Origin of the sequence: Actinoplanes subtropicus (assembly GCF_000721705.1) — a bacterium.
Classification (GTDB): Bacteria; Actinomycetota; Actinomycetes; order Mycobacteriales; family Micromonosporaceae; genus Actinoplanes; species Actinoplanes subtropicus.
Genome location: NZ_JOJL01000013.1, coordinates 157,215 through 181,130 on the forward strand (window position 1 = coordinate 157,215; position 23,916 = coordinate 181,130).

At 71.2% G+C, this 23,916-nt stretch carries 22 protein-coding genes; 14 read left to right on the forward strand and 8 right to left on the reverse strand.

Going from position 1 to position 23,916, the window contains the following annotated elements; all coding sequences use genetic code 11:
• The first annotated feature begins 49 nt into the window (after positions 1–49).
• From IH26_RS0119480 to IH26_RS0119505, 6 genes are all read left to right on the forward strand, one after another.
• Positions 50–1,099 (forward strand): AraC-like ligand-binding domain-containing protein, encoded by a 1,050-nt coding sequence (locus IH26_RS0119480; RefSeq protein WP_169789774.1) that lies wholly within the window; start codon positions 50–52, stop codon positions 1,097–1,099.
• A 53-nt stretch (positions 1,100–1,152) separates the two neighbouring features.
• Positions 1,153–2,235 (forward strand): carbon-nitrogen hydrolase family protein, encoded by a 1,083-nt coding sequence (locus IH26_RS0119485; RefSeq protein WP_084598926.1) that lies wholly within the window; start codon positions 1,153–1,155, stop codon positions 2,233–2,235.
• On the forward strand, positions 2,235–3,248 hold the full coding sequence (locus IH26_RS0119490) for a phenylacetaldoxime dehydratase family protein (protein ID WP_211268692.1): 1,014 nt from the start codon (positions 2,235–2,237) through the stop codon (positions 3,246–3,248). The genes IH26_RS0119485 and IH26_RS0119490 overlap by 1 nt, the downstream gene beginning before the upstream one ends.
• A gap of 113 nt (positions 3,249–3,361) precedes the next feature.
• Complete coding sequence (locus tag IH26_RS0119495) at positions 3,362–3,688, forward strand: glycosyltransferase family 2 protein (protein ID WP_030437647.1); 327 nt, start codon at positions 3,362–3,364, stop codon at positions 3,686–3,688.
• Positions 3,689–4,186: a hypothetical protein gene (locus IH26_RS0119500; RefSeq protein WP_030437648.1), complete on the forward strand. Its 498-nt coding sequence runs from the start codon at positions 3,689–3,691 to the stop codon at positions 4,184–4,186.
• Between the two features lie 56 nt (positions 4,187–4,242).
• Positions 4,243–4,974: a GntR family transcriptional regulator gene (locus tag IH26_RS0119505; protein WP_030437649.1), complete on the forward strand. Its 732-nt coding sequence runs from the start codon at positions 4,243–4,245 to the stop codon at positions 4,972–4,974.
• 269 nt (positions 4,975–5,243) lie between these two features.
• Here IH26_RS0119505 and IH26_RS0119510 read toward each other — a convergent pair whose 3' ends face one another.
• From IH26_RS0119510 to IH26_RS0119530, 6 genes are read right to left on the reverse strand one after another with little or no spacing between them, the layout of a single operon-like run.
• Positions 5,244–8,846 carry a LamG-like jellyroll fold domain-containing protein gene (locus tag IH26_RS0119510; RefSeq protein WP_084598927.1) on the reverse strand — a complete coding sequence of 1,201 codons (3,603 nt, stop codon included), beginning with the start codon at positions 8,844–8,846 and terminating at the stop codon, positions 5,244–5,246.
• A gap of 13 nt (positions 8,847–8,859) precedes the next feature.
• Positions 8,860–10,683, reverse strand: a complete 1,824-nt coding sequence (locus IH26_RS62945) for an amylo-alpha-1,6-glucosidase (protein WP_030437651.1) — start codon at positions 10,681–10,683, stop codon at positions 8,860–8,862.
• 7 nt (positions 10,684–10,690) lie between these two features.
• A complete protein-coding gene (locus IH26_RS0119520; RefSeq protein ID WP_030437652.1) occupies positions 10,691–11,500 on the reverse strand; it encodes a carbohydrate ABC transporter permease in 810 nt (269 codons plus the stop codon).
• A complete protein-coding gene (locus IH26_RS62950) occupies positions 11,497–11,676 on the reverse strand; it encodes a hypothetical protein (RefSeq protein WP_245665309.1) in 180 nt (59 codons plus the stop codon). The genes IH26_RS0119520 and IH26_RS62950 overlap by 4 nt, the downstream gene beginning before the upstream one ends.
• On the reverse strand, positions 11,673–12,287 hold the full coding sequence (locus tag IH26_RS53690) for a carbohydrate ABC transporter permease (RefSeq protein WP_245665310.1): 615 nt from the start codon (positions 12,285–12,287) through the stop codon (positions 11,673–11,675). The genes IH26_RS62950 and IH26_RS53690 overlap by 4 nt, the downstream gene beginning before the upstream one ends.
• A 2-nt stretch (positions 12,288–12,289) precedes the next feature.
• A complete protein-coding gene (locus tag IH26_RS0119530) occupies positions 12,290–13,525 on the reverse strand; it encodes a sugar ABC transporter substrate-binding protein (RefSeq protein ID WP_245665312.1) in 1,236 nt (411 codons plus the stop codon).
• A gap of 265 nt (positions 13,526–13,790) precedes the next feature.
• Here IH26_RS0119530 and IH26_RS0119535 point away from each other — a divergent pair, with 265 nt between their 5' ends.
• Positions 13,791–14,801, forward strand: coding sequence for a LacI family DNA-binding transcriptional regulator (locus IH26_RS0119535; RefSeq protein ID WP_030437654.1), 1,011 nt, complete (start codon positions 13,791–13,793; stop codon positions 14,799–14,801).
• Positions 14,802–14,861: 60 nt separating this feature from the next.
• Here IH26_RS0119535 and IH26_RS0119540 read toward each other — a convergent pair whose 3' ends face one another.
• A complete protein-coding gene (locus IH26_RS0119540) occupies positions 14,862–15,269 on the reverse strand; it encodes a (R)-mandelonitrile lyase (RefSeq protein WP_030437655.1) in 408 nt (135 codons plus the stop codon).
• 132 nt (positions 15,270–15,401) lie between these two features.
• On the opposite strand from IH26_RS0119540, the gene IH26_RS0119545 reads away from it, so the two are divergent.
• The 4 genes from IH26_RS0119545 (at position 15,402) to IH26_RS0119560 (ending at position 18,332) form a co-directional block, all read left to right on the forward strand.
• A complete protein-coding gene (locus IH26_RS0119545) occupies positions 15,402–16,268 on the forward strand; it encodes a helix-turn-helix transcriptional regulator (protein ID WP_030437656.1) in 867 nt (288 codons plus the stop codon).
• A gap of 87 nt (positions 16,269–16,355) precedes the next feature.
• Positions 16,356–16,838, forward strand: a complete 483-nt coding sequence (locus IH26_RS0119550; RefSeq protein ID WP_211268693.1) for a MarR family winged helix-turn-helix transcriptional regulator — start codon at positions 16,356–16,358, stop codon at positions 16,836–16,838.
• An 80-nt stretch (positions 16,839–16,918) separates the two neighbouring features.
• Entirely contained in the window at positions 16,919–17,521 is a 603-nt protein-coding gene (locus tag IH26_RS0119555) for a DsbA family protein (protein ID WP_030437658.1), read from the forward strand.
• A 16-nt stretch (positions 17,522–17,537) separates the two neighbouring features.
• Positions 17,538–18,332 carry an MBL fold metallo-hydrolase gene (locus IH26_RS0119560; protein WP_030437659.1) on the forward strand — a complete coding sequence of 265 codons (795 nt, stop codon included), beginning with the start codon at positions 17,538–17,540 and terminating at the stop codon, positions 18,330–18,332.
• A 10-nt stretch (positions 18,333–18,342) separates the two neighbouring features.
• Here the strand turns inward: IH26_RS0119560 and IH26_RS55955 are convergent, their stop codons facing one another.
• A complete protein-coding gene (locus IH26_RS55955) occupies positions 18,343–20,052 on the reverse strand; it encodes an MMPL family transporter (RefSeq protein WP_051808293.1) in 1,710 nt (569 codons plus the stop codon).
• 163 nt (positions 20,053–20,215) lie between these two features.
• Between IH26_RS55955 and IH26_RS0119570 the strand changes: the two genes are divergently transcribed.
• Genes IH26_RS0119570 through IH26_RS58015 form a run of 3 tightly spaced genes read left to right on the forward strand, consistent with a single transcriptional unit; the run spans position 20,216 to position 23,826 of the window.
• Positions 20,216–21,529 (forward strand): MFS transporter, encoded by a 1,314-nt coding sequence (locus IH26_RS0119570; RefSeq protein WP_051808294.1) that lies wholly within the window; start codon positions 20,216–20,218, stop codon positions 21,527–21,529.
• 15 nt (positions 21,530–21,544) lie between these two features.
• Entirely contained in the window at positions 21,545–23,311 is a 1,767-nt protein-coding gene (locus IH26_RS55960; protein WP_084598929.1) for an ATP-binding protein, read from the forward strand.
• Positions 23,245–23,826: a helix-turn-helix transcriptional regulator gene (locus IH26_RS58015; protein ID WP_157437270.1), complete on the forward strand. Its 582-nt coding sequence runs from the start codon at positions 23,245–23,247 to the stop codon at positions 23,824–23,826. The genes IH26_RS55960 and IH26_RS58015 overlap by 67 nt, the downstream gene beginning before the upstream one ends.
• Positions 23,827–23,916: the final 90 nt, after the last annotated feature.

The window sequence follows — 23,916 nt, forward strand, 5'->3', positions numbered from 1 at the left end:
ACGGGCTGCCTCTCGACAGGGGGTTGGCTTCGCGCGCAGGATGGAGCGCGTGTCCACCCGTGAGCGGGACATCGTCCCAGGTCAGCACGACAGTGCTGTGCGCTGGTCCACGTCCGAGGTGCGTCCGGGCGAACGGTTCGACGCCTGGACCGGCATCATCAGCGAGACGTTCGTGCCGTTGACCGCGACGCCGCTCGGTGATCTGGCGGAGTTCACCGGGCGGGTCGAGAACCACCGGTACGGCGCGTTGCAGGTGACCACGGTGAGCGCCGCCAGTCAGCGGGTCCGGCGAACCAGGTCGCTGATCGGGCGGACGGCCGGGGAGTACCTGATCGCGAGCATTCCGCTCAGCGGGTCGGGCGTGGTGGAGCAGGACGGCCGGGCGGCCGTCCTGGAACCCTCCTCGATCGTGTTCTACGACAGCACCCGCCCGTACACGCTGACCTTCGAGCGAGCGTTCGAGCAGGTCAGCGTCCACCTGCCGATGGAGGCCCTGCGCGAGCGGGGCGTGCCGCTGGACGCGTTGCGGACGCGTACGGCCTGCGATCTAGGCTCCGGCGGGCCGGGCAGCGTCGCCTCCTCGTACTTCGCCTCGCTCGCCCGGCTGCAGCGGCACGACCCGCTGGCCGCGGCCGCGCTGAGCGTGCACGGTGAGGGGCTGGTGGCGTCCGTCCTCGCCCTCGCGGCCCGCCCGTCCGCGCCCGTGCCCGACGATCACGAGCTCGCCTTCGCCCGTCTCCAGGCGTACCTGGCGAACACGTATGTGGACCCTGATCTCGACTCTGGCCGGGCGGCAGCGGCCTGTCACGTGTCCCGCCGGCAGCTGTTCCGGATCCTCGCCGAGCACGGGACCACGTTCACGGACGAGTTGCGCCGGCTGCGGGTCGAGAACGCGCGGCGGATGCTCGTCACCGACGCCCGGCGGACGGTGTCCTCGATCGCGACGGCCTGCGGATTCGCCCTGCCGAGCCACTTCTACCGCACGTTCAAGGCGGCCACCGGCATGACGCCGGCCGAGTATCGGGACGCGGCCTACGGGGTCGCGGCCGGCGGTCTGGCACGCCCCGGCACTGACGTGGCACGCGACGCGATGTCCTGACCTGCCGCGGGGCGTGACGATCCTCGAACCGACCGTTCCTCAAGGGGGTTCGAGTGACCGACAACAGCATCCGGGTGGCCGCCGTCCAGGCGGAATCCGCATGGCTTGACCTTCCGGCCGGCGTCGAGCAGGCCGTCTCGTGGATCGCCGCGGCGGCCCAGGCCGGCGCCCGGCTCGTCGCGTTCCCGGAGACCTTCCTCCCGGGCTACCCCTGGTGGATCTGGCTCGACTCGCCCGCGGCCGGGATGCAGTTCGTCCCGGGCTACAGCGCCAACTCCATGACCCGCGACGGCGACGAGATGCGCCGCATCGCCGCGGCCGCCGGCCAGCACGGCATCCACGTCGTCCTGGGCTTCAGCGAGCGGGACGGCGGCAGCCTCTACATGTCGCAGGCCTTCATCGACGAGACCGGGCGCGTCGTTTCCGTACGCCGCAAGCTCAAGCCGACGCACGTGGAGCGCAGCGTCTTCGGCGAGGGCGACGGCAGCGATGTGCAGGTCCACGACACGAGCATCGGCCGGGTGGGCGCGCTCAACTGCTGGGAGCACTTCCAACCCTTGACCAAGTTCGCGATGTACAGCCTGGGCGAGCAGATCCACGTGGCGTCGTGGCCGTCCTTCTCGGTGTATCGCGGCGCCGCGACGGCACTGGGTCCAGAGGTGAACAACGCGGCCAGCCAGGTGTACGCCGTCGAGGGACAGGCCTTCGTCCTGGCGCCGTGCGGGCGGATCGGCGCCGCGGCGCACGAGCTGTTCTGCGACACCGATCTCAAGCGACAGCTCCTGCTGCAGGGCGGCGGCTTCACCAAGATCTACGGCCCGGAGGGGACGCTGCTGGCCGGCGCGCCCGACGAGACGTACGAGGGCCTGGTCCTCGCCGATCTGGACTTCTCGCTGATCGCCATCGCCAAGTCCGCGGCCGACCCGGTCGGCCACTACTCCCGCCCGGACATCTTCCAGCTGCACTTCAACCCCGGCCCGCAGCCGAAGGTCGTCGGGCCGCAGCCGGTCGGCCCGCCGCCGGTCGGCCCGCCGCCGGTCGGCCCGCCGCCGGTCGGCCCGCCGCCGGTCGGCCCGGAACCGGTCGACGGCCAGGAGCCGGTCGACGGCGCGCTCGTGACGACGGGAGCCGTGTGATGACCATCGAATCCGCGATCCCGGAGCACCTACGGCGTGCCCGCACCCGGCACATCCGGGTGCCGAGCGACTACGCCCCGCCGTACCCCAGCTACTCGGCCCGGTTCCAGCCCGCTGTCAGCCAGGTCGTGATGGCGTACTTCGGCGCACAGTGGCGCGGCGACCAACCCGTGGACACTGTCCCGGAGGGGATCGCAGCCTCCGGTCACTGGGATCGCGCCACATATGTGGACGAGCGCGGCTACCAGACGCTGCTCAACGTCGCGTACTGGGACGACATCGCGGCATTCGACACGTGGTTCGCCAACCACGGGAAGGCATGGACGTCGCCCGACCGGCCCCACGACGGCGTCGGCTACTTCACCGAGGTTCTCCGCCCGACCGTGGACCGGTACGAGACCCTCTTCTCCGCCGCCGACCGGCTGGAAGGCATCGGCGTGCTGGCGCCCGAGCTCAGCGGCGAGATCCAGGAACACGCCTACTGGGGCGGCGCGCGCGACCGCATCCCGCTGTCCCAGGACAACGAGATGGCCCCGGCCGGGCGCTCGGCCGTCGAGGTGGACGGCCCGGTGCGGCGGATCCGCCCCGCCGACAACGTGTGCGTGATCCGCTCCGGCCAGGATTGGACGCAGACCGAGGCGGACGAGCGGCGCATGTATCTCGAGGACGTCGAGCCCGTCCTGCGCGCCGGCATGGACTTCCTCCGGGACGACGGCCTCCCGATCGGGTGCTTCTTCAATCGCTACGTCCGGGTCCTCGACGACGCTGGAACGCCGGCCGACAAGTCGTACGGGCTCAGCTGGTGGAGCAGCCTCGCCGCGCTGGAGCGGTGGGCGGAGTCGCATCCCACGCATGTGGCGATCTTCGGCGCCGCGATGAAGTACCTGTCGACGCTCGGGCCGGCCGCCCGGCTGAAGCTCTACCACGAGGTGAGCGTCGCGTCAGCGGACCAGCAGCTGTTCGAGTATCTGAACTGCCACGACTCGACCGGCATGCTGCGTACGGCGCGATGATGTCCTTGCTGGAGGAGAAATAGAAGTCCGTCATTGTTTGTGCGCACCGTCACCCCGGATCGGACGGGCCCGCGACCGGGGTTCCGCACGTCCTCGGCCGGATACTGGGCGGCATGCGTTCGCACGAATGGCCGGCCGTGGCACAGTTCGGCGCCGCGGAGCGGGTCGGCGTGGTCATGGTCAGCTACAACACGAAGGACGTGACGGCCCAGGCCGCGTACGCCCTGCTGCGTACGATCCGGACTCCCGGGATCCGCCTGGTCGTGGTCGACAACGCCTCGACCGACGGATCGGCCGAGCTGCTGGCGGCGCTGGCCGAGGCCGGCCTCTGCGAGCTCATCGCCAACCGGGAGCAGCGTTACCACGGGCCGGCGCTCACCCAGGCCATGGACCACCTGGCAGCCACCCAGACGGCGGACCGCCGGGTGGGAGCCGTCTAGGTGCTCGACTCCGACTGCATCGTGCTGCGTGCGGACACCCTGTCGACCGCCGTCGACCTGCTGACGACCACCGGCGCCGGCCTGGTCGGGCAATGGTCGGTGGACCGCTGGCATCGCCCCGGCGAGTTGCTGGGCCTGCACTGCCTGCTGCTCGACCCGGGCCAGGTGTGGCGGGACCCGATCGTCCCGTTCGAGGAGGACGGCAGCCCGTCCCAGCGGTTGCAGGAGTCCGCGCGGCGGTGCGGCGTCTCGGTGGCCGAGTTGCCGTTCACCCGGGACGGCTACGTGGTGCACCTCGGCCGGACCACCCTGCGGGCAGTACTGCACGACGACGACCGCACGAACCGTTACTTCGACTGGGCCCGTACGCACGCCGAGCCGCACTTCACGGCGGAAGCGGCGGCTCCCGAGCGCTACGCCGCGTTCCTGGCGGAGTTCGCCGAGGAGGTCGGCGAGCCTACGGCGGAGCGCTTCATCGCGGCCGTCCATCGCGGTTGACTCCGGCGTCGGCCGCACGGCATCTTCTAGGTTGTCTATAGGACCTGGAGGACGGCATGGTCAAAACCCCTCCGCTGTACGTGCGGATCGAGCGTGAGCTGCGGACCCGCCTGGCCCGGGCTCGGCCCGGCGACGTGGTGCCGGCCGAGTCGGCGCTGGCCGAAGAGTTCGGCGTGGCCCGGATGACGGTGCGGGCCGCCCTCAACGCCCTGGAGTCCGACGGCCTGATCGAGCGGATCCAGGGGCGGGGCACCTTCGTACGGCAGCAACCCGAGCCGCGTGCGGCGGGGACCCTGATGAGCTTTCAGGACCAGGTGCGCGACTGGGGCCGGGTGCCGCGATCCCGGCTGGTGGAGGGCGAGCTCCGGGCGGCTTCCCCGGCGGAGGCGGCGGCGTTGCAGCTGACCGCGGCGGCTCCGCGGGTGGTTTCGATCGTACGGGTGCGGTTCGCCGACGACGTGCCGCTGGCCGTGGAGTACGCCTGCTTCCCGCCGCACCTGGAGGGGCTGCTCGACCTCGACCTGGAGACCGGGTCGCTGCACCGCGCACTGCACGAGCGGGGGCTGCGGCCCACCCTCGGTTCCTCCCGGTTGACCGCCCAGGGGGCCGGCGCCGATGCCGATCTACTGCACGTCCCGGCCGACGAACCGCTGTTGGTCGAGACCCGGCTGATCGTCGACCAGCACTCGGCGCCGCTCGAACACACCGTCAGCCGGTACGTCGGCGACCGCTACGAGCTGCGGGTCACCTTCGACGTGCAGCCGCACCGAGCAGGAGAAACCCGATGAACATCGCCAAGATGATCGACCACTCGCTGTTGCGCCCCGAACTGACCACCGACGACATCCGGCGCGGCTGCGGGATCGCCGGCCGCCGTCAGGTCGCCTCGGTCTGCGTCCGCCCGTCCGACGTCGAGCTCGCCAAGGCCGCCCTCGCTGGCACCGGGGTGCTGGTCGGGAGCGTGGCCGGATTCCCGCACGGCGACACCCGTACCACCGTCAAGACGGCCGAGACCCGCGAGCTCGTCGAGGCGGGCGCCGACGGATTCCGGCGACGCTTACTGACCGTTCGCGTCCATTGCGTACGGCGTGACGCCGGTATACGGGGTGACACCGACCCGGTCGATGATCGGCGCGTACCGGGAACGCAGCGGTTCGGAGTAGCGGTCGCTGATGTAGGTGGTGCCGTCGAAGTCCGGCGACTCCTCCGACGAGAACCGCACGGTGTTGTGCCCGGCCCTCAGCTCGACCGGGATGGTCAGGCTCCAGAAGTTGTCGGCGTGGAAGGTGTGCGGGAACAGCGTCCGGTGCGGCGCTCCCCCGTTGACCGAGATGTCGGCCGGGCGGGCCAGCGGGTCAGGGTTGTAATGCGAGGCAGGCGACTGTTCGGGGTTCGAGTAGCGGACGGTCAACACATATGTGCCGGCGGCCCGCACCTGGACGTCAAACGTCAGTGTGTTGGCGTTCCCGGGGGCGCCGCCTACGTCGGTGACTGCCTTACCGCCACTGGCGAGCGGGAACGCGGTGACCGTGGCGGTGCCGGCAAGGGTGGCGTTCTCCGCCTCGTACCAGGCGGTGCGCAGGGTGCCCGCGGTGGCCGAGACGCACAGCCGGTCCAGATAGAGGTTGCCGGACAGCCCGGTGACCGTCACCTTGTTGATGCCGCCGGACAGGAAAACCTTCGCCTCGGCCGATTTGTGAACGTCGGCCAGCCGGTGGCCGTTCACGCTCAGGGCTGCGTGGCCGCTGCCCCCGGCGGTGTCGAGCAGCAGGGTGTGCTCGCCCTCGTCGGCGGCGTACACCCAGAAGGTGGCGGACTGTCCACGGGCGAGATCCACCCGGCCGGAGCCGGAGACGCCGCGGCGGCTGTAGCCGACGCGGGCACCGGCCAGGGTCGCGTACTCGGCCTCATATATGGATTGCCGCGCGGCCGGGTTGGGCAGGGCGAGGGTGATGCGGTCGACGATCGCGTCGCCCTTGGTGGCCTTGGTGCCGTCGAGGCTGCGCGCGGCCAGGCTGATCACGTGGTCGCCCTTGGCGAGCGCGACCTTGGTGTCGGCGTGGTCCCAGACCACCCACTTGTAGCCCAGCGGCAGATGCAGTTCCTGTTCGGCCGAGCCGTCGACGCGCAGGAACACGTTGGTGGGGCCCTGCTCGGCCACGGCGTCGAAGGTGTTCAGGGAGTTGGCGAAGACACTGAGGTCGTAGACGCCGGTCGCCGGAACCGTCACCGGGAAGTTCAGCGTGAGGTCGGCGCCGGTGCGCAGGCCACCGATGTCGTACGCGCCGGAGGTGTAGAACTTCGACACGTCGGCCGGCGTGCCCTCGGGGCCGTTGCGGAAGTAGGGCGAGCCGGTGTGCGTCGCGTCCTCCGCCTCGTAGCTCGCGCTCCACAGCCTCGGCGGGACCTGCGCCGAGGTGGCGTTGCGGCCGGGACTCAGGATCACCTCGTACGCCGAGGACTCGCTGAGTTTCGGCAGCGCGCCGCCGAAGTCGACGGTGACGGCGCCGTTGGCGACCCGCTGGTCGAACTCGGCGACGACGGCGGGCTGCGGTGAATCGCCGATCTGCCCGGTCCACGGGATCTCCCGCACCAGGACGTGCGCGGTCGAGCCGAACATGGTGGCATTCCGGAAGGTGACCAGCCCGTCGCCGGAGGCGCCGCCGATCAGCGCCCGCGCCTGCGTCTTCGCCTTGTCCACGGTGGCGACGCCCTGCATGGTGTAGCTGACACCGGGGAACTGCGGCGTCACGGTCACGGTATGGCCGCTCATCTGGGAATACGCGTGCAGCAGCCACCACTGGCCGTTGCCGCGGTTGGCCTGCACGGCCGAGTCGCTGAGATTGCCGTCGATGTTCCAGTACGCGATGTCCGCGTCCACCTTGGACTCCTCGATGGCGGACACCCACTGGATCATCTGGCCGGGCACCGAGGTGTGGTAGTTGAACGCGTACTCGTTGATGTTGATAGGTAGGTGTCGCCCACCGAGGACGTCGTTCTCCCAGGACCGGTAACGGGCGACGCTGGTGCGGATCCGCGCCGGATCGCTCAGCTCGTGCCAGGTCATCACGTCGGGCACGGTGCCGGCCGCGACCGTGTGCTGCAGGAAGCCCTTGACCTGGTCGAAGAGGGCGCTGGTGTTCGGCCCGGCGATCCGCGCGTCCGGCATCCTGCCCCTGATCAGGCGGTAGACGTCGTCCCAGGCCCGGAAGTAGTAGGCCGGGTCGGTGAGCCAGCTGACCTTGTTGTAGCTCCAGTCGCCGGTGCCGAACATGTTGCCCTCGGGCTCGTTGAAGGGCACGAAGACGATGTGCTGCTGGTACTTGGCCGGCAGCGTACGGACCTGGTCCACCTGCTTGGCGATTTTCGCCTTGAAGTCGTCGAGCCGCGCCTGTGGCGTGTCACCGGGCCACTGGTAGGGGAAGCCCCGGTAGATGTCGGTCATGTAGATGTACACGTCCCCGCCGGTGCTGTCCGCCAGCGGCTTGACGACCTCCAGCGCGTCGGCGCCCGGATGCTGTGGTCCGTCCTGTGCCTTGGTGGAGACGGTGCGCAGCCCCATGCCCTCGATGAGGTTCCGTGACGGCAGTCCATCACCGTAGAGGCCGTACAGCGTGCCGGACGCGCCCCCGTGGAAGGGACCGGTGTCAGTGCCCAGGTCGATCGTCAGGTCGCCGCCGCCGACCACATGGACGTTCGCGGTCACGGTGATGCCGGAGGTCACCCCGGTGACCGTAAAGGAACGCCGGCGTGCGTACGCGGCGGGGTCGACCGGGTTCCAGGCGACGGGCAGCTCCCGGTCGATGCCGTCGGAGTAGGTCGCGGTCACCGCGGGCAGGCTAGGCGCGGTCCCCACGGTGGTGGTGACGGCATAGGTGGTCTGCTTGACGCCGGTCAGTTTCGCGAGGTGGTCCCCGGCGAGCGCGGCCACCTGGGCGTCGTCGAACGCGGTGTCATATACCCGGAAGTCGTCCAGCGCGCCGGCAAAGAACGGGTGGCCGCCCCAGAACGGCTTCCCCAGGAACCCGGACGTGGTGTTGGCCGCGGAGTACATGGTGGCGGCCAGGTCCAGGATGGCGGCGGTCGAGCCGACCTTCGCGCCGTTGAGGTAGTAGCTGATGGTCTCGCCGTCGATGGTGGTGACGAGGTTGATCCACTGGTCGGTGGGCAGCTTCTGGGTCGCGGTGACGCCGACCTCGGACTGGCCGTTGACCGGCTTGATCGACGAGCGGGTCCGGCCGACCCCGCTGTAGGACGGGGTGACAAAGGTGGCGGTGTCGAGGTCCTTGCCGATGCAGTAGACCCATTGGAAGTCGTCGCCGCCGGCCCACTTCACCCAGGTGGAGATCGTGGTGGCGGCCAGGCCCCGGAAGAGTCCGTTCGGGATCGAGACGTACGGCGCGGTGGTGTCGGCCGGTCCGCCGCCGGGCAGCTGGAGCGCCCGCGAGCCGTCCGCACCGGTCGTCGTCGTGGCGGAGCCCGGGTTGACGAGGGTGCCGTCCAGACCCGAGCCGGAGGTGTCCTTGACGACGCCGTCGGAGAGGTCGCCGTCGAAGTCGTAATGCAGCACCAGCCGGCTCGTGTCGGCCGCCTTCGCCGGGGCAGGCAGCGCGACGAGCAGGGCAGCGGCGACAGCCGCGGCGATTGCCTTTCGTGTCATCTGGCCGGTCCCCTCAGGATTGCGTGCACCGGAGTTCGTGGGCGGCGGCGAGGATCAGGTAGCTGCTGGCGGTCCAGGTGTAGGCGCGGTCCCGCAGGCCGGTGCCGGTCTCGGCGTCGAAGTTCTCGGCGAAGCCGGACTTCTCGCACAGCGCGCGGAACCGGTGGCTGATCTCGTCGGCGAGGCCGGTGTGGCCGGCGCGGCGCAGCCCGTCCTCGATCAGCACCGTGGACGGCGCCCAGATCGGCCCGCGCCAATAGCCGTCGGCGGCGTAGTCCGGCGAGTCGACATGTTCGGTGGCGAGGCCGTGCGCGGTCAGGTGGGTTTCGATGCGGCGCGCGAGCGCGGCGCTGACGTCGCCGGGCAGGTCGGAACCGAGCGCGATCGGCATGAGGTCCAGCAGGCTGCTGCTGACCCACGATTCACCGGTGGTCGCGTCGCGGGCGGAAAACCGGTCGTCCGTCCAGAGGGCGTCCAGCATCGTGGACCGGATCCGGTCCGCGGCGGCGGTCCAGCGGGCTGCCTCGTCGCCACGATGCAGTTCGGTGGCCAGCTCCGAGATCTGGCGCAGCTGCAGGATCAGAAACACGGCGAGGTCAGCGGTCTCGATGACGTGATGGCCGTCGAAGGTGGTGGCGTTGTCCCACCCGCTGTCGTTGCCGTGCTGGTAGTGCGGCAGCTCGTGCCCGGGCGCCCGCCGATAGGTGAGCCAGAATTCCGTCCAGCGCACCAGCCGCTCGTATGTGTCCGCCATCAGCCGCTCGCCCGCGCCGGCCCCAGCGGCCAGCCGACCACCCGCACCAGCCATCAACTGGTCGCCCGCGTCGGCCGCCAGCCGATCATCCGCCCCGGCCAGGTCCGGCCTTTTCGGCAGGCGTTCGCGTAGGTGGCGGAGCGCCCAGCCGTGGATGGGCGGCTTGACGTAGTTGTAGAGGACCTCCGAGTGGGCGACCGAGTCGGGCAGTGCGCCGGATTCGTCCTGGTGGTCGAACGGCAGGTGGAACTGGTGCCAGGCGAGCTCGGGCTGGCCGGCCGCCAGCGCGATGGCGTTGAAGCAGTGGTCCCAGCTCCAGACCTTGTCCATCCAATGCTTCGACATCAGCACCGCGGGGCGGTTCAGGAAGCCGGCCGGATCCACGGTGGCGGACCACAACACATATGCGGCCAGCTCGGCGGCCGGTGTCTCCGGGCTGCGCCACGGCGCGACCGTCTCGACGAACCCGGCGAAGGTCGCGGCGGCGGCCGCCCGGATCTCGTCGAAGGTGGCGGTCGACGAGTACGGGCGGCGGGCCGTCGCGTACTCCTCGATGGCGATCTCCCACGGCCGCCCGGCCGGCAGGGTGAGGTGCCGGTCGGCGGTGCCGAGCGCTTCCACGCCGGCGATGTCGTCGGCGTTGCCGGACAGCACGGTGACGCGGTAGCGGCGGCCGGTCTCGTAGCAGGTGAACACGTGCGAGCCGTCGACCGGGTCGCGGTACAGGTACGTGCCGCTGAACGGGGTGAGGGTCGTGGCGGCGGCCGCGATCCGCATACCTAGACCGTTGCCACGGACTCGGATGGCGTCCGGGCCCTCGTAGGCGAGCTCGATCCGGCCGGCGTCGTGCCGCCACGTGAGCAGCGCCGGAGTCGCGACGACCGTCACGTCGGCGGCAGCATCCAGCGCGCTGCCGGAGCGGCGGCCGTCCGCGACCGACGGCGTGAAGCGGAACACCGGATGCATGCCTGTCTGATGCGACACCAGGTGGAGGTCGTCCGCATACGTGCCCTCGGCCACCACGGGGGAGACGTCGAGCCAGGATCCGCGGTAGCTGAACGGGATGTCCTGGATGGAGAACATGGGCTCCTCAGTCCTTGACGGCGCCGGCGGTGATGCCGGCGGCCACGTAGCGCTGCGCCAGGATGAGTAGCAGCGTCGCGGGGATGGAGGCGATCACGGCGGTGGCCATGATGGCGTTCCATTGCTGGTTGTTGTTGCCGATGTAGTGGTAGATGCCGAGGGTGATGGGCTGCTGCGTGCCGCCGCCGTCGAGGGTCGTGGCGAAGACGAAATCCGACCACGCCCACAGAAACGCGAACAGCGACACGGTGACGACGGCATTCCGGCTGACCGGCAGCACCACCGAGCGGAACGTGCGGACCGTTCCGGCGCCGTCGATGCGGGCGGCGTTGATCAGTTCGTCCGGGATGCCGGTCATGAACGCGGTGAAGATCAGCACGCCGAACGGAACCGCGATCGTGGAATCCGCCAGCACCAGGCCGGGCGCGGTGTTCAGGACGCCGAGCCGCAGGTAGATGGCGTAGAACCCCATGGCCATGATGATCCCCGGAATCATCTGCGCCATCAGCAGCACGAAGCTGAGCAGTCCCCCGCCGCGCGGCCGCAACTTCGCCAGGGCGTAGCCGGCGGGAGCGGTCAGGGCGAGAGTCAGCGCCACGGTGCCGAGGCCGACCAGCAGACTTGTCCCGAGATAGGGCAGTTGCTGGTGCAGCACCGCCCGATAGCCCTCGAGCGTGCCGTGCACCGGGAACAAATAGGGCGGATCGTGCCGCATGTCCGTGTCCCTGGTGAAGGACACGTTGATCATCCAGTAGACCGGGAAGAGCATGATCGCGGTCAACAGGAGGGCCAGCCCGGTTTTGACGCGGTTTTTCATGACAAAGACCTCCGCTGCGTACGGACATAGAGCAGCCCGAAGATCAGTGCCATGACGATGAGCAGGTTGCCGACGGCGGCCCCGGGGCCGAACTGCGGCAGCAGGTTGCCGAAGCTCAGCCGGTAGGACCAGGTCGCAAATGTGGTGGAGGCGTCCGTGGGACCGCCACGGGTCATGACCCAGATGATGTCGAAGACCTTGAGGGTGTAGACCAGCCCGAGCAGCAGGGTGATGGCGGAGACCGGCCGTAGGAGCGGGAAGGTGACCCGCCAGAAGCGTTGCCATCCGCTTTGAGCAGGGAGTTGATGACGCCGGAGTCGCTGTTCATCATCCAGGACCAGGTCGAGGCCGAGACGATCAGCGGCAGCAGCCAGGGCACCAGGAACAAGGCACGCAGGGTGACGGAGAGCCGGAAGTGCTGGGTGAAGAAGACGGCCAGGGCCATGCCGATGGTGAACTGGAACAGCAGTGACACCCCGGTGAACACGATCGTGTGCAGCAACGCCGGCCAGAAGGTCGGGTTTTGGACAACGGCTTGGTAGTTGTCCAGCCCGCTGAACGGCGCCCCGCCCTGGACGAACGACCGCACCGTGTACTTGTGCAGGCTCAGGTCGAGGTTGCGGTAGAGCGGCCAGGCATAGAAGGCAAGCAGGTAGACCACGACCGGGAGCAGGAACCCCCACGCCGCCCACTGGCCGGATCCCGTCCGCCGGCCGGATCTCCGACGCGGGGCCCGCGCCGGGGCGGCCGGAGCCGCCTCGGCGCGAGATGCCACCTCGTGCGCCACGGTCACTTGGTGGCCGCGGCCGCCGTGGACTGCGCCGCCTTCAGCGCGTCCTGCGGTGACTTGCTGCCCGACAGCGCCGCCTGCACCGCGGTCCAGAGCGGCTCCGAGATCTTCGGGTACTTCGTGCCCAGGTTGTCGCCGGTGCGGCCCTTGGCGGCCTGGACCGCGTCGACCCAGACCTTCAGCTTCGGGTTGGCGGCGACCTGCTTCTCCTGGACGGCTGCCACCGGCGCGATGTACGACAGCGTGGTGTCCGTGGTCAGCAGGTTGTCCGGGCTCGTCAAGCAGGACACCAGCTTCTCCGAGGTCGCGTACCGGTCGGTCTTGCTCTGCACCGGGATCGAGACGAACTCACCGCCGGTGGGCGCCGGTGCGGTGCCGCCCGCGCTGGCGGGGACGGGGATGATCCCGTACGAGAAACCTAGTTTTTCGGCATTCGCCAGCTGCCAGGTGCCGTTTTCGCTGAAGGCGAAGTCGCCGCTGGCGAACTCCTGCCAACTGGTGGTCTGCGTGTTGTTGATGACCGAGTTGGGCGCGTAGCCCTTCTTGAGCCAGTCCGTCCACAGGGTGAGCGCCGAGACCGCCTGCGGCGAGTCCAGCGCGGTCAGCTGCGCGCCCGACCCCCAGTACCAGGGCAGGAACTGGAACGACCCCTCCTCGGTGCCGATCGCCGAGAACGTGATGCCCTTCTTGCCCTTCGCCTTCACCTTCTGCAGTGCGGCGGTCAGCGACGGCCAGTCCTTCACCGAGGCGACGTCCACGCCGGCCTTGGTCAGCAGGTCCTTGTTGTAGTAGAGCGCCAGCGTGTTGGCGCCGATCGGCACACCGTACGTCTTGCCCCCGGTCTGGCCGGCGCCCAGCAGGTTGGGTGCCATCGCCGAGGTGTCGAGCTTGGTCTCGTCCGTGGACGTGAGCGCGCCCGCCTCGGCGAGCGTGGAGATCACCGGGTTGTCGATGATCAGCACGTCCGGGGAGTTGTTCTGCTGGGCGGCGAGCAGCGCCTTGTTGGTGAGGTCGGTGGTGTCGTAGCCGGTGCGCTTGACCGTGACACCGGCCGCGGTGCCGCACTTGGTCAGCAGCTTGACCCAGTCCGAGCTGTCGTCGAACTGCGGGTACGGATCCCAGATGGCGTACGTGCCGCCCCCGCTGGACGACGTCCCGCCCGTTGAAGTGTCGTCGGAATGCGAGCAGGCGCCCACGCCACCGGCGATCGCGACCGCGATCAGGGCGGCGCCCATCCTGCGAGCTGATGTCTTCATATCTGGCCTCTCGGTGCCGGAGAGAATCGGTTCGACGAATCGGTTCGACAGGACGATAGGACCCGCCCACGAGCCGGTCAAGGGGGCAGATTTCACGGTCGCGATACACCATTGACATCGTTCAGTGATCGATTTTACGCTGCGCAGCGAACCGATTCGCCACCTACTTCGACCCGGCGAAGAGCCGCAGCGGGCGCTACGTCAAGCTGATCTGCGTGGTGAACCGATTCGTGAGGAGTCCGAGATGAACATCGGCGAGATCGCCCGCCGGGCCGGGGTGTCCCGCAGCACCGTCTCGTACGCTCTCAGCGGGAAACGCACCGTGTCCGAGGAGACCCGCCGGCGCATCCAGGCGGTCATCGACGAGCTGGACTATCGCCCGAACGCCGCGGCCCGCGCGTTGAAGGAGGGCCGCACCCGTACGCTCGGCCTGGTCATCCCGCCCGCCAGCCTGCGCCTGACCGACATGCAGCTGGGCTTCGTCGCCAGCGTGGTCGAGGCGGCCGCCCGCGCCGACCTGGACGTGCTGCTCTCCCCCTCCGGCGGCGACCACGACCGCTCCTTCGAGCGCGTGGTCAGCGGCCGCCGCGTCGACGGCGTCATCCTCATGGAGATCCGCCTCGAGGACGAGCGCGTCACCCGGCTGCAGCAGACCGGCCTGCCGTTCGTCACCATCGGCCACACCGCCCACCCGCACGGCACCTGCTGGGTCGACCTCGACTACGCCGCCCTGATCGCCCGCTGCGTGCACCACCTGGCCGACCTCGGCCACCGCCGCCTGGCCCTGATCAACCGCTCCACCGAGCTGGTCGCCGCCGGGTACGGCCCCGCCCAGCGCGCCCTGGCCGGCTTCACCGAGGCCGTCACCCAGCGCGGGCTGACCGGCGTCGACCTGTGCTGCGCCGACGACGCGCCGAGCGGCGAGACCTGCTTCGAACAGCTGCGCGCGGACCACCCCGAGGTCACCGCGATCGCCACCATCAACGAGGCCGCCCTGCCCGGCATCCAGCGCGCGGCGGAACGGGCCGGCCTCGCGATCCCGGCCGACCTGTCCATCGCCGGCGTCGCCGCCCGGCACTGGGCCGAGGACTTCCGCCCACCCCTGACCGCCGCCGACGTGCCGACCGAGATGGGCGCGCACGCCGTCGACCTGCTCCTGGAACGCATCGCCACGCCGGACTCCCCGCCCCGGCACCTGCTGCTCACCCCGCCGATCTCCCTGCGCTCCAGCACGGGACCGGCACCCACCCGGTAACCCGTCCCGCCCCGTCCGGGGGCGAGCCGCCGGCTCGCCCCGCGCTCCCCAGGACGGAGCTCAGCGCAGGTTCGCCCTCTCGTACTGCTCGGCGGTGACGGGTTCGAGCCACGTGGTCGGATCGCCGCCGTCGGGCTTGGCTTCGAGCATGGCGAGGTGGCTCATGAAGGTGTCGGCGGCCGCGCCGTGCCAGTGGTCCTCGTCCGGTGGGCAGACCACCGTCTCGCCGGCGTGGATGCGCAGCACGGATCCGTCGCGGGTACCGACCAGGCCGACGCCCTCGGTGACGTGCAGGGTCTGCCCGACCGCGTGCGAGTGCCAGTTGGTGCGGGACCCCGGGGTGAACCGGACGAGCGCCACGATCATCCGCGACGGCCCGCTGCCGGTGTAGATCGGCGTCAGGTAGACATCGCCGATGAACGTCTGCGCCGGCGTCTTCACCGTCGGGCGTACGGGCAGCTTCTCCATGTTTTGCTCCTCGCCGGTAGGACCGAAACCAAGACCCATCGAACCCTCCCGTACGCATCAGCGGGAGGGTTTGCCATGGCAGGTAATGACAGGACCCCCATGCCGGCCCGCCGCCGCCGTACCGTGGCCAGCATGGACACCCAGGGCGACGTGCGCGAGTTCCTGGCCTCCCGGCGCGCCCGGATCACCCCCGAGCAGGCCGGCCTGCCCACCTACGGCGGCACCCGCCGCGTCGCCGGCCTGCGCCGCGCCGAGGTCGCCCTGCTCGCCGGGGTCAGCCCCGACTACTACATCCGCCTCGAACGCGGGAACCTGTCCGGCGTCTCCGACAGCGTCCTGGACGCCATCGCCCGCGCCCTGCGACTCGACGAGGCCGAACGATCCCACCTGTACGACCTCGCCCGCGCCGCCAGCACCAGCCCCCGAGCCCGGCGGCGCCCCGCCCGGCAGCAGATCCGGCCCGGCGTGCGCAGCCTGCTGGACGCGATGACCGACGCCCCCGCGTTCGTCCGCAACGGCCGGCTCGACATCCTCGCGAGCAACCCGCTGGGGCGGGCCCTCTACTCCCCCGCCTTCGCCGCCCCCGGACAACCGGTCAACCTGGCCCGATTCTGCTTCCTCGACCCGGCCGCCGAAGAGTTCTACCCGCACTGGAGCGACTCCGCCGACACCACCGTCTACCTGCTGCGCACGGAGGCCGGCCGCGACCCGTACAACAAGGCCCTGAGCGACCTGGTCGGCGAGCTCGCCACCCGCAGCGACGACTTCCGGACCCGCTGGGCGGCGCACAACGTGCGGCTGCACCAGAACGGCGTCAAGAGCTTCCGGCACCCCGTGGTGGGCCGGCTCGACCTCGCCTTCGAGGCCATGCCCCTGCCCGCCGACCCGGGCCTGACCCTGACCGCCTACAGCGCCGAGGCCGGCACTCCGGCGCACGACACGCTGCGGCTGCTGGCCAGCTGGGCCGCGAGCGCGGATCAGCGGGAACAGCCACGCTGAGACGACGGGCCGCCCGGATCGAGCATTCTCCGCGCGGCGCGCCATGATCGGTGCTGTTGATGTCGGGCGATGAGGGAGCGGCGGGCTGTGGGCGTTTCGACGGCGCGGGAGGCGGCGAACGACGATCTGGTGCTGGCCTTCGGCCGGTTGCTGGGTGCGGCCAACCGGTTGGAGCACATCCTGGGGCGGGCGATCGAGGCCGAGTGCGGGATCACCCATCTCGTGTTCGAGGTGCTGCTGATCCTGGGCCGGGCCGGTGAGCCCGGCCTGTCGATGGGCGCCATCGCGCAGGAACAGGTGCTCACCACCGGCGGGGTGACCCGGCTCATCGACCGGATGGCGGCGGCGGGCCTGGTCGAGCGGACCGGCGACCCGGCGGACCGGCGGGCCCGGCTGGTGCGGCTCACGACCCAAGGCGAAGAGATGGTCGTACGGACGGCGCGGCTGCACGTGGAGAACATCCGGCGGTACTTCGTCGAGCCGCTGCCGCCGGAGGACCTCGACCGTTTCGCCGAGGACCTGCGGATTCTCAGCCACTCGGCGCGGGACGCGCTGCCTCGCCTGCGCTGATCGCTGGGACCTCGATCACACGGGACGCGGAAATACCTGACTTCTCAGATATTGTTCCGTCAGGTGAAAGCGAGGTCCCGATGAAGCTCGTCTACGTGTTCGACGCCTACTGCGGCTGGTCCCACGGATTCGCCCGTACGCTGCTGGAGGTCGCCGGCCGCCGGCCCGACCTGCCGATCGAGGTGGTCTCCGGCGGCCTGTTCACCGGGCCCCGCCGGGTGCCCATCCGGCGGTTCGGCTACGTCCAGGGCGCCAACGCCCAGATCACCAAACTGACCGGTGCCGAGTTCGGCGACGCCTACCAGCGCCTGATCGCCGACGGCTCGTTCGTGATGGACTCCGAGGCCGCCGCCCGCGGCTTCGCGGCGCTGCGCCAGGCCGCCCCCGAGCGCGCCGCGGAGCTGGCCGCCGCGCTGCAGCACGCCTTCTACGTCGACGGCCGCAGCCTCTCCGACGCGGACACCTACCGGGCCGTCGCCGAGGCGGCCGGGCTGGACGGCGACGCCGTCGTCGCCGCCTTCCTGGCGCCCGAGGCCGCGGCCACCGCCCAGGCCGACTTCGCCCGCTCCGCGACCCTCGGCGTGACCGGCTTCCCGACGCTGCTCGCCGTGACGGACGACCGGATCACCGTGCTCGCCAGCGGCAACGCCACGGCCGACGAGGTCATCCGCCGCCTTTCCTGACCCGCGAGGAGCCCCGATGAGCACGCTCGACTTCACCGTCCTCGACCTCGACTTCCCCGCCGGCAGCAAGAACAAGACCGCCACCCTGGTCACCGGCGAGCACGACGCGCTGCTGGTCGACGCCGGCTTCACCCGGGCCGACGGCCACCGCCTGGTCGCCGCCGTCCTCGACGCCGGCAAGCGGCTGACCACCGTGGTGATCAGCCACGGCGACCCCGACTTCTACTTCGGCGCCGAGGTGGTGGCCGACGCCTTCCCCGACGCGGTCTTCGTGGCGACGCCGCACACCATCGAGCACATTCAGCATTCGTACGAGGGGAAGCTCAAGGCCTGGGCCGCGCTCGGCCCGAACCTGCCCACCCGGCTCGTCGACCTCCGGCCGCTGACCGGCGACCTCACGCTGGAGGGCCACGGCTTCGAGCTGCGCGGCGGGCCCGACCGGCAGTACCTGTGGCAGCCGGAGCACCGGGCCGTCCTCGGCGGCGTGCTGCTCTTCCAGCACGAGCACGTGTGGGTCGCCGACACCCCGACCCCCGAGGAGCGGGCCGCCTGGATCGGTCAGCTCGACCAGATGGCGGCCCTCGACCCGGAGCTGGTCGTGCCCGGGCACCGCCTGCCGGACGGCCCCGCCGACGCCACGGCCATCGCCAACACCCGCGAGTACCTGGTCGCCTTCGAGCAGGAGCTGGCCAAGGCGGACGACGGCGCGGCGGTGACCGAGGCGCTGGTCGGGCGCTATCCCGGCTACGGCATGCGGATCGCCGCGCAGATCGGCGCCAAGGTCGCCAAGGGCGAGATGACCTGGGGCTGAGGGACGCCTATCAGACACCGCCGTGGCCCGCTTCGACGTCCGGCCGGCCGCCCTCCGGCCGGCTCAGCGGGCCGCGGCGGCCCTCCTTCCCCGGGATCCACCAGTTCCAGCGGCCGAGCAGGGTCATGGTGGCGGGCACGAGCAGCAGCCGTACGACGGTGGCGTCGAGCGTGACGGCGAGAACCAGGCCGAGGCCGATCGCCTTGACCGGGGCGAAGCCGGCGGTGAGGAAGCCGGCGAAGACGACCGCGAGCAGCAGCGCCGCCGAGGTGATGATGCGGCCGGTGTGTTGCAGGCCGGTCGCGACCGCCTCGGAGGTGCCGGCGCCGGCCAGCCAGTGCTCCCGGATGCGGGAAAGCAGGAACATCTCGTAGTCGACGGAGAGCGCGAACGCGATCGCGCCGACGAGCACCGGGACGCTCAGGTGGACGGCGCCCACACCCTCGGTACCCAGCCAACCGGCGAGATGACCGTCGGCGAAGACGAACACGACCGCGCCCAGGGCGGCGCCGATGCTGAGCAGGTTGGTCAGCACGGCCTTGACCGGCAGAAGCACCGATCGGGTGAAGAACGCGAGCAGCAGGAGAGTGCCGGCGGCGACGAGCGCGATGGCGGCCGGCCCGTGGTCATCCGGCCCGGCTTGCAGCGTGCCGCCGAAGGCGCGGATCCGCTCCCGCATCCCGGCCAGGCCGCGCCCCCGGTCGCCGGCTGCCGTCCCCCGCGGTCGAAGGAGCAGCCGTGCCGGAGCGGCCGCGCGCGGATCCGGCCGCCGGCCGTCGTCGCGGACGTCGACCGCCAGCTCCTCGTCCCGCCACTCCAGCGCCACCGTGACCCGGCCGGCTCGCGCGTGCTTGACGGTGTTCGTCAGCGCCTCCTGAATGATCCGGTAGACCGCCGCGGCCAGATCGCCCGGCACCGGGACCGGGAGACCGCGGACGACCAGGCTCGCGTCGAGGCCGGCCGAGCGGGTCCGCGCCACCAGCGCCGGCAGCTCCCCCAGCCCCGGCGCCGGCCGGCGGGACGGTTCGTCGGCACGGAGCACGCCGAGCGCCCGGTCGAGCTGCGCGACCGCCTCCCGCCCGGTGGCCGAGATCGTCTCGAACGCCGCCTGGGCCCGGTCGCGGTCGCCGGCCAGCACGGCGCCCGACTCCGCCTGGACGACCATGAGCGTGACCGAGTGCGCCACGATGTCGTGGATCTCGCGCGCGATGCGTTCCCGTTCCCGTACGGCGACCGCCTCCGTCTCCTCGGCGGCGCGCTGCTCCAGCAGGGTTATCCGGTCGCGCCGGGCGCCCATGGCGGCGCCGGTGGCGTAGGCGACGACGAACGGCAGCGCCGCGGTGGCCAGCACGGAGGGCCGCTGGCCGAGCAGCACGAGCACGGCCACCGCCAGGCCGGCGCCGGTGGTGGCCGCGGCGATCACCCGCCAGACCGGGGGCGCGACCATCGCCACCGTGTAGGTGGCGACGAGTTGCCCGTACGGAAGCGGAATGTGGTTTTGTATCCCGGTCGCCGCGAGTCCCAGCGTGCCCGCCCCGACCGCCGCCGCCACCGGCAACGGGTGGCGCCGGCGCCAGACCAGCGGCCCGGAGGCCAGCGCCGCCAGCGCGAACAGTGACCAGTCGGCGGTCGCCATCGCCTTCACCGGCAGCGCCACCGTCGCGAGGTAGCACACGACCGCGACGCCCACGTCGAAGACGCGTTCCCGCCGCTCGCCCACGAGAGTCAGTATCGGCCCCGCCCGGCTTCGAGCGCCTCACTCCGGAGAACCAGATCGACCCCGATCGTGGTCCGCTGATCGGGTGACAGCGAGGGCCGGTTCGCCGGTCCGGCCCTAGCGTGGACCGCGCTGCCACGGCCACATGACGAGGAGGCGAGCATCAATGGATCACGCTGTTCTGCCGGTACGGACGGGTAGTTACCGCAAGGTGCTGGCCGCCGCGAGCATCGGCAGCTTCATCGAGATCTATGACGCCGTGCTGTACGGGTATTTCGCGACCGTGCTGGCCGGCCAGTTCTTCCCCGCGAAGGACCGGACGGCCGCGCTGCTCGCCACCTTCGCGATCTTCGCGATCGGCTTCCTGGTCAACCCGATCGGCGCGGTGATCTTCGGGCATCTGGGTGACCGGGTCGGGCGCCGGTCCGCGCTGGCCGCCTCGCTGCTGATGATGACGGTGGCCACGATGACGTTCGGGCTGCTGCCCACGTACGGGAAGGCCGGTGTGCTCGCCCCGGCCCTGCTGCTGGCCTGCCGGATCCTGCAGGGGTTGTCGGTCAGCGCCGAGATTCCCGGCGCCCAGCTGCTGCTGATGGAGTACGCGCCGGCCGGCCGGGAGGGGCGCAACGTCGCGCTCAACAACGTGGCCGGCAATCTCGGCGGGGCCACCGCGGCCGTGGCCGGGCTGGTGCTGGCCCGCTCGCTGGCGCCGGCGGACCTGGCCGGCTGGGGGTGGCGGGTGGCGTTCCTGGCCGCGGCGCCGATCGGCCTGGTCGGGCTCTACCTGCGGACCCGGCTGCTGGACAGCCCGGCGTTCGCCGCGCTCGGCGAGATGGCCCGGCAGGGCCGCGCCCCGCTGTCCCGCGCGCTCACCACCGCGAAGCGCGGGATGCTCGTGCTGGCCGGCTGGACCGCCGCCTCCGCGGTGGGCGGCTTCCTGCTGGCCGGCTTCCTGCCCAGCTACCTCATCGCGGTCGCCGGGCTGTCCGCCTCCGACGCGTTCACCGCGAACCTGGTCGCCATCCTGCTGCAGGCGGTCTCCACCCTGGCCGGCGGGTACCTGGTCGACCGGTTCCCGCTGCGCCGGGTGGCCATCGCGATCATGGCCGGCATCGCGGTCACCGTCGTGCCGGGGTTCCTGCTGATCACCGGGTCGCACACGCTGACCGGGGCGCTGGTCGGCCAGGGCATCTGGGCGATCTTCATCGGCGCCACCTACACGGTCGGCAGCGTGCTGGCCCTCACGCTGTTCCCGGTGCCGATCCGGTTCACCGCCCTGGCGGTGGCCTTCAACGTCGGGATCACGCTGTTCGGCAGCACCGCCCCGTACGTGTCGACCTGGCTCGTGGCGGCGACCTCCTCCCCGCTCGCGCCCGGCGTCTACCTGGCCGTGGTCGCGGTCATCGGCCTGGTGGCGGTCGCCGCCGGCCTGCCCGCGCGCCGCACCGAGCGCCCCGCCGAGCGGATGGTGACCCGGTAGTCGCACAGTTACCGGATGGCGTCCAGCGAGATCGGCAACCTGCCTACGGAGCTGACCAGCTTCGTCGGCCGCCGCCACGACGTGGCCGAGGTCAAGCGGCTGCTGCCGGCTGCCCGGCTGGTGACGGTGACCGGGGTGGGCGGGGTCGGCAAGACGCGGCTCGCGCTGCGCGTCGCGCGGCAGCTGCACCGGAGCTTCCCCGGCGGGGTGTGGCTGGTCCAGCTGGATCGGCTCCGCGACCAGTCGCTGCTGGCCCTGACCGTCGCCGGCACGCTCGGCCTGGTGGAGCAGCCCGGCCGGGCGGCCGCCGAGGTGCTGGCCGAGTACCTTCGCGGCCGGCGGGTGCTGCTCCTGCTGGACAACTGCGAGCACCTGGTGGACGCGGTCGCCAAGCTCGCCGACCGGCTGCTGAGCTCCGCCGCCGGCCTGCGCGTGCTGGCCACCAGCCGGGAGCCGCTGGGCATCGGCGCGGAGACCGTCGTGGAGCTGCCGCCGCTGCCCACCCCGGACCCGTCCCGCCCGGTCGACCGGGCCGAGCTGCTGCGCTCGGACGCCGTGGCGCTGTTCACCGAGCGGGCCGCGACCCTGCTGCCGGGCTTCGAGGTCACCGAGGTCAACCAGGCCGCCGTGGTGGAGATCTGTCACCTGGTGGAGGGCCTGCCGCTGGCCGTGGAGCTGGCGGCCACCTGGCTACGGGTGCTCAGCCCCGGGCAGATCCGCGACCGCCTGACCGACCGGCTGGCCCTGCTCACCCGCGGCAGCCGCCTGGTGCCCGACCGGCAGCAGACCCTGCGCGGCTGCATCGACTGGAGCTACGAGTTGTGCACCCGGGCCGAGCGGCGGCTGTGGGCACGGTTGTCGGTTTTCGCCGGCGGCTTCGACATCGAATCCGTGGCGCGGGTCTGCGACGGCGGGGAGACCGCCCCGGACTACCTCGGCGACGTGCTCGAATCGCTGCGGCACAAGTCCGTCCTGCTCGGCGACGAGTCCGCCGGCCGCTATCGGATGCTGGAGACGCTGCGGGAGTACGGCGGCCGCCGGCTGGCCGAGGAACCCGACCATGGGCTGATCGCCCGGCGCCACCGCGACCACTACGCGGCGATGGCCGCCCGCGCGGAGGCCGCCTGGACCGGGCCCGAGCAGCTGAGCTGGGCCCGCACGCTGACCCGCGAGCACGCGAACCTGCAGCTGGCGATGGAGTACTGCCTGCGCGAACCGGACCAGGCGGGCGCGGCGCAGGACCTGGCGGCGCGCCTGTGGTTCTTCTGGATCGCCTGCGGCTTCCTGCGCGAGGGCCGTTACTACCTCGACCGGGCGGTCGCGCTCGGCGGCGTGGGCCGGGCTCGCCGGTGGGCGCTGTGGGCCTGCGCGTTCGTCGCGGGCAGCATGAACGACCTGGGCATCGCCGAGACGCTGGCGAGGCAGTGCCACGCCGAGGCGGTGGAGGCCGGCGACCGGCGGCTGACGATCTGCGCCACCGAGGTCCGGGGGATGATCCACGCGATTCGGGGCGACCTCGACCCGGCCATTGACCTGTTGCGGGAGTGCGAGGACTACTACGGCGGCCTCGATCGGATCGACGTGGGCCGGCTGCGCACCCTGCCGATGCTCGGCGTGACGCTGGTGATGCGCGGCGACCTCGACGCCGCGCTCGGCTCGCGCCGAAGTGCCGGCGGCTGTGCGAGAGCCTCGGCGAGCAGTGGCAACGATCGTACGTGCACCACTTCGTGGGCCTGGCCCTGCGCGGCAAGCACGATCCGGCCGGCGCGGTGCGGAACCTGACCACCGCGATCGCGACCAAGCACCAGTTCCACGACATCGTCGGCCTGATCATGTGCCTGGAGCCGCTGGCCGGCGCGCACGCCGACCTGGGCGACGGCGAGCGGGCCGCCCGGCTGCTCGGTGCCGCGGAGAACCTGCGGCATTCGTACGGGCTGCAGGCGTTCGGTTCGGCGTTCCACTCCGGTGAGTATCAGCAGGTGGAGCGGCGAGTGCGGGAGTTGCTCGGCGCGGCCGGGTACGACGCGGCCGTCGGCCAGGGGCTCGCCATGGATCTCGACGGGCTCGTCGCGTACGCGGTCGCCGAGCGCCGCCCGCCGGACTCCCGCGACCCGCTGACCCGCCGCGAGCGGGAGGTCGCCGAGCTGGTCGGCGACGGGCTCACCAACGCGGAGATCGCCGCCCGCCTGGTCGTCTCGACCCGTACCGCCGAGTCGCACGTGCAGAACGGCATGACCAAGCTGGGGTTCACCAACCGCGCCCAGCTCGCCGCGTGGATCACAGCACGCCGTACCTGAGGTTTCGAAAGCCTTTTCGGTATTCATGCAAAGATGTCGATGCGATCTCGCTCCCTTGCTGGTATGGTCCCGCGGACAGAGACGACAGCT